The sequence below is a fragment of the Nocardia nova genome, assembly GCF_002933465.1.
GTDB classification, from domain to species: Bacteria; Actinomycetota; Actinomycetes; order Mycobacteriales; family Mycobacteriaceae; genus Nocardia; species Nocardia nova_B.
In genome coordinates this window covers 1-10,404 of the sequence record NZ_PSZE01000057.1, presented here as the reverse complement: position 1 = coordinate 10,404, position 10,404 = coordinate 1, and the positions used below count along the sequence as shown (strand labels likewise).

9 protein-coding genes and 2 pseudogenes are annotated in these 10,404 nt (G+C 68.1%); 4 read left to right on the top strand and 7 right to left on the bottom strand.

Annotation, left to right across the window (positions count from 1 at the left end; genetic code table 11):
• Positions 1 to 508 (bottom strand): acyl-CoA dehydrogenase family protein (locus C5E41_RS32300; protein ID WP_258081407.1); only part of this gene is annotated, 508 nt, incomplete at its 3' end.
• A 195-nt stretch (positions 509 to 703) separates the two neighbouring features.
• Between C5E41_RS32300 and C5E41_RS32295 the strand changes: the two genes are divergently transcribed.
• The 4 genes from C5E41_RS32295 (at position 704) to C5E41_RS32280 (ending at position 6,037) form a co-directional block, all read left to right on the top strand.
• Complete coding sequence (locus C5E41_RS32295; protein WP_104379467.1) at positions 704 to 1,570, top strand: HpcH/HpaI aldolase/citrate lyase family protein; 867 nt, start codon at positions 704 to 706, stop codon at positions 1,568 to 1,570.
• Positions 1,567 to 2,559, top strand: coding sequence for a MaoC family dehydratase (locus tag C5E41_RS32290; protein WP_104379466.1), 993 nt, complete (start codon positions 1,567 to 1,569; stop codon positions 2,557 to 2,559). Before C5E41_RS32295 ends, C5E41_RS32290 begins: the two co-directional genes overlap by 4 nt.
• A 65-nt stretch (positions 2,560 to 2,624) precedes the next feature.
• Complete coding sequence (locus C5E41_RS32285) at positions 2,625 to 4,886, top strand: acyl-CoA dehydrogenase (protein WP_219823308.1); 2,262 nt, start codon at positions 2,625 to 2,627, stop codon at positions 4,884 to 4,886.
• A 59-nt stretch (positions 4,887 to 4,945) separates the two neighbouring features.
• On the top strand, positions 4,946 to 6,037 hold the full coding sequence (locus tag C5E41_RS32280; RefSeq protein ID WP_258081406.1) for a Gfo/Idh/MocA family protein: 1,092 nt from the start codon (positions 4,946 to 4,948) through the stop codon (positions 6,035 to 6,037).
• 119 nt (positions 6,038 to 6,156) lie between these two features.
• Here C5E41_RS32280 and C5E41_RS32275 read toward each other — a convergent pair.
• From C5E41_RS32275 to C5E41_RS32250, 6 genes and pseudogenes are all read right to left on the bottom strand, one after another.
• A pseudogene (locus tag C5E41_RS32275) lies at positions 6,157 to 6,312 on the bottom strand (PaaI family thioesterase); the annotation flags it as partial.
• Between the two features lie 73 nt (positions 6,313 to 6,385).
• A complete protein-coding gene (locus C5E41_RS32270) occupies positions 6,386 to 7,309 on the bottom strand; it encodes an LLM class F420-dependent oxidoreductase (RefSeq protein WP_181063531.1) in 924 nt (307 codons plus the stop codon).
• Between the two features lie 11 nt (positions 7,310 to 7,320).
• Complete coding sequence (locus tag C5E41_RS32265; protein WP_104379464.1) at positions 7,321 to 8,511, bottom strand: acyl-CoA dehydrogenase family protein; 1,191 nt, start codon at positions 8,509 to 8,511, stop codon at positions 7,321 to 7,323.
• A gap of 7 nt (positions 8,512 to 8,518) precedes the next feature.
• On the bottom strand, positions 8,519 to 9,103 hold the full coding sequence (locus C5E41_RS32260; RefSeq protein ID WP_104379463.1) for a flavin reductase family protein: 585 nt from the start codon (positions 9,101 to 9,103) through the stop codon (positions 8,519 to 8,521).
• 14 nt (positions 9,104 to 9,117) lie between these two features.
• Positions 9,118 to 10,017 (bottom strand): alpha/beta hydrolase, encoded by a 900-nt coding sequence (locus C5E41_RS32255; protein WP_104379462.1) that lies wholly within the window; start codon positions 10,015 to 10,017, stop codon positions 9,118 to 9,120.
• Positions 10,018 to 10,138: 121 nt separating this feature from the next.
• A pseudogene (locus C5E41_RS32250) lies at positions 10,139 to 10,404 on the bottom strand (acetyl-CoA C-acyltransferase); the annotation flags it as partial.

Genomic DNA, 10,404 nt, shown 5'->3' with positions numbered 1-10,404 from the left:
ACAGCAGCGCGATCAGCCCGGACCTGCGCGCGTTGCTGATCCAGGTCTTGGCTCCGGTGATGACCAGCTCGTCGCCGTCGCGTTTGGCCTGGGTGGTCATCGCCTGCAGATCCGAACCGCCGCCCGGCTCGGTCAGGGCCATCGTCGCGCGCAGCTCGCCGGTGGCCATCCGCGGCAGGTAGGCCTTCCGCTGCGCGTCGGTGCCGAAGATCGTCAGCAGTTTCGCGACGACGGTATGCCCGCCCATCGCCCCGGCCAGGCTCATCCACCCCCGCGCCAATTCCTCGGTGACCTGAACGTAGCAGGGCATCGACACCGGAGTGCCGCCGTACTCTTCGGGCACCGCCAAGCCGTAGATGCCGATCCGCTTCATCTGCTCGATCCACTCCTCCGGATACCGGTTGGCGTGCTCGAACTCCTGCACCTTCGGCTTGACCTCCCGCTCGATGAAGGTCCGGACGGTCTCGACGAGCAAGACCTCCTCACCGGTCAGCCATCCGTGGTTCACGTCGTCTCCTCCAGGCCGCGGACAATTTGTACGTCCATTTGCCGAAATGTTCGTTCGCTGGCTGAGCATACGCCGTACTACGAGGTCGACAAGCACCAGATGCATTGCTAACGTGCGGATCGACCGCCAAGCGCTCACAGGTCATCCGCCGAGCAAATGTCCGCACATTTGCTATTCCAGCTCAGGAGGATATTTATGCCGTCAGAGCAGCAACCGGTCCGGCGCCGCGCCGTCCTCGTCGTCCCGGGCTCAGCCGAACACAGAATCGTCAAGGCGCTGCACGCCGGCGCCGACGAGGTGGTGATCGACCTCGAGGATGCGGTCGCCGTCGACGCCAAGGAATCAGCGCGCGAGCTGGTCGTGGATCTGCTGCGCGGGATCGACCGAGATCCGGCGCGCTCGGTTGCGGTGCGGGTGAACGGGTTCGCGACCGCGTGGGCGGACGCCGATCTGCGCGCGCTCGCCGCGACCGGCACCGTCGACAGCATCGTGATACCCAAGGTCGAAGACCCTGCGACGCTCGATCGCGCGCACGAGTTGCTCGACGGCCATCCGGCGAGCCTGCAGGCGCTGATCGAAACACCGCGCGGCGTGCTCGCCGCCGACGACATCTGCCGGACCACCGCTCCCCTGGCCGCCGTCGTGATCGGATACGCCGATCTCGGCGCCGCACTCGGCCGCGGCGCGGACCTGCCGCCGCGGCGATGGGCGGCCATCCAGGATCGTATCCTGCTGGCGGCGCGGGCCAACGACGTCGCGGCGATCGACGGACCACATCTCGCCGTCGCCGACGACGACGATTTCCGCAGCCGCGTCCGGTGGGCGTACGAAGCCGGATTCGACGGCAAGTGGGTGTTGCATCCCGCCCAGATTGCCACGACCACAGCACAATTCACTCCCGACCAGGATGCGGTCGAACACGCCCGCGCCGTCCTCGCCGCGCTCGACGAGGCTACCCGGCTCGGCGCCGGGGTGGCCCGACTCGGCGACCGCATGCTGGACGAGGCCGTCGCGATCGCCGCGCGGCGGGTGCTGACACGAATCGGAGGACCACAGTCATGACCACACCCGGCGACGGGCCCTACTTCGACGACCTGTCGGTGGGCCAGGTCTTCGACGACGCACCCTCGATCACCCTGACCGACGGCCTCGCCGCCGCACACCAGGCCATCGCCGGCGATCGCCTGCGGCTGGCACTGGACCGGCACCTGTCGACCGCGGTCACCGGGGCGGCGGTGGCCCATCCCGCCCTGGTCTGGGATGTCGCCATCGGCCAGTCCACGATCGTGACCCGCCGAGTGAAAGCCAACCTGTTCTACCGTGGACTGAATTTCCATCGGTTCCCCGCCCTCGGCGACACGCTGCACACCCGAACCGAGGTCGTCGGACTCCGGCGGAACTCCCTCAAACCCGGGCGCCCTCCCACCGGCCTGGCCGCCCTGCGGATCACCTGCACCGACCACCTCGAACGCACCGTGCTCAATTTTTACCGCTGCGCGATGCTGCCGCTGAGCGAGAACCCCGATCCTGCCCGGCTCGCGCCCGACGACGACCTCTCGCACATCGGCACCGACGCGCAACCGGCACGGACCGCACCCGGCCAGTGGGACCTGCGCGCCTTCCGTGCGGCGGTGCCGGGCACCCACTTCGATCCGGCGCTGGCCGGGCAGATCCGGCACTCGAGCGGCGACGTCGTCTCCAACGCTCCCGAATTTGCCCGCCTGAGCCTGAATATCGCTGCGACACACCATGATTACCGGGTCGGCGAACACGGCAGGCTGGTCTACGGCGGGCACGCCATCAGTATCGCCCTGGCGCAGGCCACCCGTGCGCTGCCCAACCTCGTGACGGTGCTGGGCTGGCAGTCGTGCGATCACACCGGACCCGTGCACGAGGGCGACACCCTGTCCAGCGAGCTCACCATCGAGAGCGCGACGGCGCTGGGCGATAGCGGTGGGGTAGTGGACCTGCGCTCGCGCGTGTTCTCCCACGATACCGCCGGCGCGGACCGGCAGGTGCTGGACTGGCATTTCACCGCACTGCTGGCCTAACAGATCCGACATGGCATAATCATTTATATGATTTTGTTCTGCGCGTGTGCCGGAGGGGACAACCTGTGATCAATTCGTCCGTAGTCGTTGCCGACACCGAAGAGCAGCAGTCGCTTGTGGAAACGATCGCACAGCTGCTCGGCCGCCACTGGGGTCCCGGCTCCGCACACAAGCTCATCCAGGACCCGGATCGGGTCAGCGAAGTCTCGCTGTGGTCCGAGCTCGCGGAGATGGGCGTCGCGGGACTGCCGATCACCGAATCCCTGGGCGGATCCGGTGGCAGCTGGGCCGATTTCGCAGTAGCCGCCGAGGCGCTGGGCTCGGTGCTGGCGCCGGCTCCGGTCATCGCCGTCGCGGGCGCCCTCGGCGCGCTGAGCGCACCGAATGTCGCCGGCGGCGACCTACTGGCGCAGATCACCTCGGGCCGCGTCGTCCCGACCGTCGCGTGGACCGAACACACCGGAATGCCCGCGGTCGCAGGGCGATTCGAAGCCGTTGCCGGTGACCACCCCGACCGGGTGCTGGTCTCCGGCACCGCGGAGTTGATCCTGACGCCGGAGGCCGAGGTCGTCCTCGCGCTCGCCGACAGCGAATCCGGCCCACTGCTGATCGCGGTACCCACCTCCGATGCGCAGGCGGTACGCATCGAGCGAATGCAGAGCTTGGATCTGCTGCGCCCGCTCGGCGCGATGAACCTGCAGCGGGCGGCGGGCTCGGTCCTCGCCACCGGTGACGACGCGGTGGCGGCGATCCGGCGCAGCCTGGTCACCGCGGGGCTGGCCCTGGCGGCCGACCTGACCGGCGTCGCGAGCCACTGCCTTCGGGCGGCAGTCGATTACGCGGCCACCCGCGAACAATTCGGCAAACCGATCGGCGCATTCCAGGCCGTCAAGCACAAGTGTGCCGACATGCTGGCTCGCGTCGAACTGACACGTGCCACCGCCCGCGAGGTCGCCGGGCTGCTGGATTCCGGCGCGGGGGCCGACGCGCTGGATCAGGCCGTCGCCCTGGCGTTGCTCCAATCCGTTGCGGCCGCCCAGCATGTCACCGCGGACTACATCCAGGTGCTGGCCGGAGTCGGCTTCACCTGGGAGCACGAGGCCCACCTCTACTATCGCCGGGCCGGTGCCGCGGCCCCGCTGTTCGGCGGCACGAGCGCCGCGCGCGAGCGCCTGGACCCGACGCGGCACGCGGCCGCGGCGACCGTAGCCGCCGAGGTCACGCCCGGCAGTCCCGCCGCCGAACTCGCCGCCGCCGTCGAAACCCTGCTGCCGCTGCATCGCGAGCAATGGGGCGCCGACGACTCGTTCCCGGCCCGGCTGTCGTGGCAACAGCGTCTGCACGCAGCGGGCTGGATCGCACCGCACTGGCCCGAGGAATTCGGCGGGCGCGGGCTGTCGATCGTCGATCAGGTCGCCTGCGACCAGGTACTGGCCGGCTCGCGCGCGCCGCTGCTGGCCGGGGTGCTGGGCGTGAACAACGTGGCTCCGACCCTGATGCACTACGGCACCCCGGAACAGCGCGAACATCTGGCCGCCATCCAGGCCGGCACCGAAGTGTGGTGTCAGGGCTTCTCCGAGCCCGGTTCGGGCAGTGATCTGGCCAGTCTGCGCACCCGGGCGGTGCTCGAGGGCGACGAATTCGTCATCAACGGCCAGAAGATCTGGACCTCGGAGGGGATGGAGGCCACGCACTGCCTGCTGCTGGTGCGCACCGATCCGCAAGCGCCCCCGCACAAGGGGATCTCGGCCCTGCTGGTCCCAATGGATTCCGCCGGAATCACCCGACGCCCGATCACCCAGATCACCGGTGAAGGCGGATTCGCCGAGGTGTTCTTCGACGATGTCCGCGTGCCGCGCACCGCATTGCTGGGCCCGCTGCACGAGGGATGGAAGGTCACCATGACGACACTCAGCTTCGAACGCGCCGGGGTGATCATGATGGCCGGACGTCTCGAACAGACCGTGCTGGATCTGGTCACCTCCTTGGCCGACCACGAGCTGGCGCCGCATGCCCGCGCCGAACTCACCGACCGGCTCGGCGAGGCGCGCGCGGTCGGACTCCTGGGCAAGCGCGCACTGGGCCGGATCGCCTCCGGCGGTACGCCGGGCGCCGAGCATTCGGTGATCAAGCTGGTCTGGAGTACGACCATGCAGACGATCGGTGACACCCATCTGCGGGTGCTCGGTCCCGCCGCGATCACCTCCGCGACCGGCGCCGCCGCACAGCACGACTACCTGATATCGCGCTCGTCCACGATCGCCGGCGGCACCACCGAGATCATGCGCAACATCCTCGCCGAGCGTGTGCTCGGAATGCCGAAATAGGCATGCGCACAACACCATCGGAAATCCCGGGCGAATGTCCGCATAAGCAAGGAGAAGCGGTGTCTGATCGGCTGCGAGTCGGAATCGTCGGTGTCGGATGGGGTGTGCACGTGCAGGTGCCCGCATTCCGGGCGGTCCCCGAATTCGAGGTGGTGGCGCTGTGCGCGCGCACCGAGGCCAGCGTCGGCAAGGCCGGTGGCCGGACCGGGATCACGGATCTGAGCACCGATTGGCCCGCGTTCGTCCGGCGCGACGACCTCGACGTCATCTCCATCGCGACGCCGACGGTGGCCCACCACGATCAGGTTCTGGCCGCGATCGAGGCGGGAAAGCATGTGCTGTGCGAGAAGCCGCTGGCACTCACCGACGACGATGCGCGCGATATGCTCGCTCGTGCCGAGGACAAGGGTGTCGCACACGCGGTGTGTTTCGAGGACCGCTGGTCACCGGAGAAGTACGCGGCGCGCGAACTGATCTCCGGCGGCTATCTCGGCACCCCGTATTCGGCGCGGGTCAGCGCCCGCGTCGACTACTGGCATCCGGCTCATCCGCTGCAATCGGAGTGGATGTATCGCAGCGCCGATGGCGGCGGCTATCTGCTGGGTCTCGGCGCCCACGACCTGGACTACCTGTGCTGGCTGTTCGGGGAGCCGACCGCGGTATGCGCCGATGTGCGCACCACCGTGCCGACCCGCCAGCGCCCCGATGGCACCCTGCTCGAGATCGACGCCGACGATACCGCCGCGCTGCTGATCCGCTTCGAGTCAGGGGTCGTGGCCACGCACACGCTCACCGCGATGGGCCTACACGCGGGCGCCTCCTATCACCTCGACATCACCGGCAGCGCCGGTGCGATAGCCATCGAGGGCACGCTGTTCGAACGCACCCTGCTCGCCGGCACCGCCGACGAACCCGCATTCAGCACCACACCGGGCTCGTCGCGCATCCCGCGCTCGGGCGCCCTGGCCTTCGACGGCGGGGCGCGCAACGGGGCGGCGCGGCAACTGGCGCTGCTGCTCGAGGATTGGCTTCCGGCCTTCGACGGCGAGCCGACCCCCGACGTCCCCGACCTAGCGGACGGGCTGCGAGTGCAGCGCATCGTCACTGCCGCCCGCCGGAGTTCGGCGGGTGCGGGATGGGTCGAATTGTGAGCGGGCATCGACACCGCATCGGCCGGTTCAATCTGCCCCGGCCGAGTACGCTGCCCGCCGCAGCCACACCCACCACCTCGTGGCCTGCGACATCAACTGAAACGACCGAATGCCGGCAGCTACGGTTGTCCGGGCAGTAACCGCACGAACAGGGCCTCCGCCCCCGCACACAGGTGCTCGCCGTCGAGCAGTCTGCCACTGATGAACGTCTTGCGACCCTCGATCCGATCGATGGATGCCTCCACGCGCAAGGGACGATCGATCGGCGTAATGCGGTCTCGGCCAGTTCGGCATAGTCGGATGTCGTGCGCGCGGTGGTCTCGGGGAGTTCGAAACCACCAGCGGCGCTTACCGATTCGGCTTGATCAGCCGGTCTGCGATCATCGAGATGTCGGCCCGGAAGTCGTCGATGCTGCGACTGGCGGGTTCGACGGTGATCCAGGTGACCCCGGCGTCCGCGTACTCGGGCAGCAGCGGCGCGACCGCGTCGCAGAATGCGGTGCTATCGCCGCTGCGCAGCAGGTTCGCCTCGAACGGTACGAAGGAGACATCGAGCGCGGACTTGCCCAGGTCCGCGCGCCGGGCGTTCTGCTCGCCGATCATGGTGCGTAGCGTGCCGATATCCTCCAACGGCGGCGTCCGGGTGATCGCGGCCATCTCCGCGGACTGCCCCATGGGCAGCCAGCCGTCGCCGAGTTCGACCGCGCGGCGTCGGGCCGCGGCGCTGTTACCGCCGATCCAGATCGGCGGACCGCCCTGCTGCTGTGGAGGCGGCAGCGAAATATGGCCTGCCGCACCGAATTGCGGGCCCTCGTGGTCGACTCCCGCCCACGTTGCCCGCATCGCCGCGATGGCCTCGTCGAGCAGTGCGCCGCGGTGCGCGAAATCGGCGCCGAGCGCTTCGAATTCGGATTTCAGATAGCCGGCGGCCAGGCCGAGTGTCAGCCGCCCGCCCGACAGCAGATCCAGCGACGCCACCGATTTCGCGCCCAGATACGGACTGCGATAACCCGCGACCATCACATAGGTGATCAGGCGCAACCGGCTTGTGGCCTGGCCGGCGACGGCGAGCGCGACGAACGGGTCGAAGGCGTGATGGCCGCCGTTGGCCAGCCATTTCTTGTCCGGATACGGGTGCTCGCTGACGGACAGGCCGTCGAATCCGGCATCCTCCACGAACTTCGCCACGGCGCCGAAGTCGGATTCGCCGATCCAGCGCGGATAGTGCTTGACCGCCCGCATCGGGAACATCAGATTGAATTTCAGGCTCACGGTATCCGCTTTCACTCGAGCAGTTTTCTGGCGACGACGACCCGCTGCACCTCGGTCGCCCCCTCCCCCAGGCGTTTGACCCGCAGATCTCGGAACCACCGCTCCAGCGGCAATTCGTCGGCCAGACCGAGCGCGCCGTGAATCTGGATGCAGCGGTCGACGACCCGGAAGGCCGCCTCGGCGCCGTACAGTTTCGCGATCGAGGCGTCGACCTTCACGTCCTTGCCGAGATCGGCGTTCCAGGCGGCCTGATACATCAGCAGCCGCGCCGCCCGCAGTTCGACTTCGCTGTCGACCAGCATCCATTGGATGCCCTGTTTGTCGGCCAGCTTGCCGCCGAAGACGTCGCGGTCCTTGGCCCAGCTGCAGGCCATCTCGAGTGCGGTCTGTGCGATGCCGATCGGTCCCGCCGGGTAGATGATCCGGCCGTGTATCAAGAAGTCACTGGCGAGTGAGAATCCTTTGCCCTCGGCGCCGATCAGGTTCTCGGCCGGGATCCGGGCGTTGTCGAAATGCAATTCGTAGGGTGCGAAGGACGCCATCACGCCGATTCGACGGAACGACAGGCCAGGCGTGTCCTTTTCGATGATGAAGCACGAAATGCCCTGCCGCCCTTCGCCGGTTCGCGCGTACACGACCCCCCAGTCCGCGTTCTCTGCATGGCTGGTCCACATTTTGGTGCCGTTGAGTACGTAGTGGTCGCCATCGCGCACGGCTTTGAGGGTGATCGCGCGCGCCGGGTCCGAGCCACCGGATGCCTCGCTGATCGCGGTGTACGCCTTGGTGGCGGTGCCGTCGATGATGGGCTGGGCGTATTTCGCGAACTGTTCGGGCGTCGCCTTGAACATCACATTGGGCGGGTTGCCGCCGAAGGCGCCCAGCGCCGGAAAGAACGCGCCCATGCGGCATTTGGCGGCTTCCTCCGCGACCACGACCTGTCCGAGGACGCTCAGTCCGGCGCCGCCGAATTGCTCCGGCGTCTGCAAAGCCCACAACCCCAGTCGGCGGGCCTTGTCCTGCAGGGCGATCAGCTGCTCGCGTGGCAGCCCGGCGGCATCGTGTGGAAGCTGTTGCTCGAGGGGGCGCACCTCGGAATCCATGAAGCGGCGCACGGTCTCGCGCAACAGCCGGAACTCCTCGGGCAGCTCCCAGGCGCCGGTCAGCGCGGCGTCGTCGATCTGGTCGGATGTCGGTGCGGACATCGGATAATCAGCTCCGGGCCGCGGCGCGGTAGGCGCGAGCGCTCTCGAGCTGCGGCACGTGGTTGGTCTCGTACTGCTCGATCCACTCGGCCGGCAACTTGCCCCACGCTTCGCCGATGCGCAGCCGCTCGCCGGAGTTGAGGATTTCCGCGGCAACCACGTCGCCGACGAAGATGGTGCTCTCCTCGACATCCAGCGTGGCCATCACCCGGGCCTCGACATAGCTGTGCGCGTCGAGCAGAACCGGTGCCCCGGTGACCCCGGTCTTGGTGCGCAGTTTCGAGATCTTGTCTCCGTCGCGGCCCGAGCTGCCGCCCAGCGTCATCAGAATGTCGAGCGACGCGTCGACCTGCTCCGGGGCGGCGCTCAGCAGGTGCATCACGAATATGCCCGAGTCGAGCACCATGTCGTGGGTTTTGTTGTACTTGGTCAGGCTGACCGTGGCCCGGGGCAGTTCCGGCACGATGCTCATCGAGCCCGCGGACAGGCTCATCAGGCCGTTGGCGAATCCGCCATCGATCGTGGTGACCGCGACCGGGAAGGGACGCAGGCCACCGAGGACCTTGTTCGCCGCATCGACGTCGATTGTCATGTCTGTGTTTCCTTTCAGAATGTCCGGCGGGCTACGCGCGCGGACAGTGATGAATCCAGAAAGCCGAGGAGGTTCGCGGTGAACACGTCGTTGTCATCGCCGGCGACCATGTGGCCGACCTCGCGGACATCGATCACCTCGGCATGCGGGATCAGTTCCCGCAATTCGGCGACACCTTCGTCCGACACGACATCGGACAGTTGCCCCCGCACCAGCAGTACCGGGCAGGTGATGCGTTGCGCGGCCGCCTTGGCCCGCTGGTAGACCTGCGGGCTCACCGGCCGATCGTCGTCACCGTCGGCCGATCGCATCATCGCGGGGTCCCAGTGCCAGTACCAGCGGCCCTCGCGCAACCGCAGATTCTTGCGCAGCCCGTCGACGCTCGACGGCCGCGGGCGATGGGGGTTGTAGGCCGCGATCCGCGCGGATGCTTCCTCGAGCGAGGCGAAGCCATCCGGCGCGCTCTGCATGAACTCGCGAACGCGGCGACCGCCGCTGACCTCGACACGGACAGCGATGTCGACCAGGACCAGTGCCTGCGCGACCGACGCGTCCTCTCCGACAGCGATCAGGGAGGTCTTCCCGCCCATCGAGGCGCCGACGAGAGCGATGGGCAGTCCGGGATTCGTCTGCCGGATATGGGCGAGCACCTCGCGCAGGTCCTCGACCAGGGCGCCCACGCTGTAGTCACCGCCGGAATGCCAGTCGCTGTCCCCGTGCCCGCGCAGATCGATCGCATACGACACCCACCCGGCCTCGGCCAGCCGGATTCCGGTGCGCCGCCACGAGTGCCGCGTCTGGCCACCACCGTGCAGCAACACCGCCACGCCGCGGCCGCCGCCGTGATCGCCGACCCACCGATCGGCGGCCAGGCGCACTCCGGCGCCCGGCAAACTCTGCGCGAGATGACGCACCGAGACCGCTCCCTTCCGTGCCGTCGGCCGACCGCTCCACGCGGAGCGCCGAACCCGGGCGCATCCACCCGGCGACAGCTGTGCCAACTTTATCTGACAGCAACGTCAATGAGTACGTCCGTCACCGCACCTTCGGCACCTCGATCAGCACCGCGCCAGCCTGGCCGCCGCCCGCACACATTGCTGCCACGCCATATCCACCGCCGCGACGCCGCAGCTCGTACATCAGCGTGACAATCATGCGCGCGCCGGTCGCGGCAACCGGATGGCCGAGACTGCATCCGCTGCCCGCGATATTGACGAGTTCATCATCAATACCGAGCTTTTTGCAGGCCGCGATCGGGACGGCCGCGAACGCCTCGTTGATCTCCCACAGCGCGACATCGG

Excerpts from the sequence above, each read along its gene's own strand:
- C5E41_RS32265 (WP_104379464.1), bottom strand. The coding sequence starts at position 8,511 with ATGTCCGCACCGACATCCGACCAGATCGACGACGCCGCGCTGACCGGC.
- C5E41_RS32290 (WP_104379466.1), top strand. The coding sequence starts at position 1,567 with ATGACCACACCCGGCGACGGGCCCTACTTCGACGACCTGTCGGTGGGC.
- C5E41_RS32260 (WP_104379463.1), bottom strand. The coding sequence starts at position 9,103 with ATGACAATCGACGTCGATGCGGCGAACAAGGTCCTCGGTGGCCTGCGT.
- C5E41_RS32295 (WP_104379467.1), top strand. The coding sequence starts at position 704 with ATGCCGTCAGAGCAGCAACCGGTCCGGCGCCGCGCCGTCCTCGTCGTC.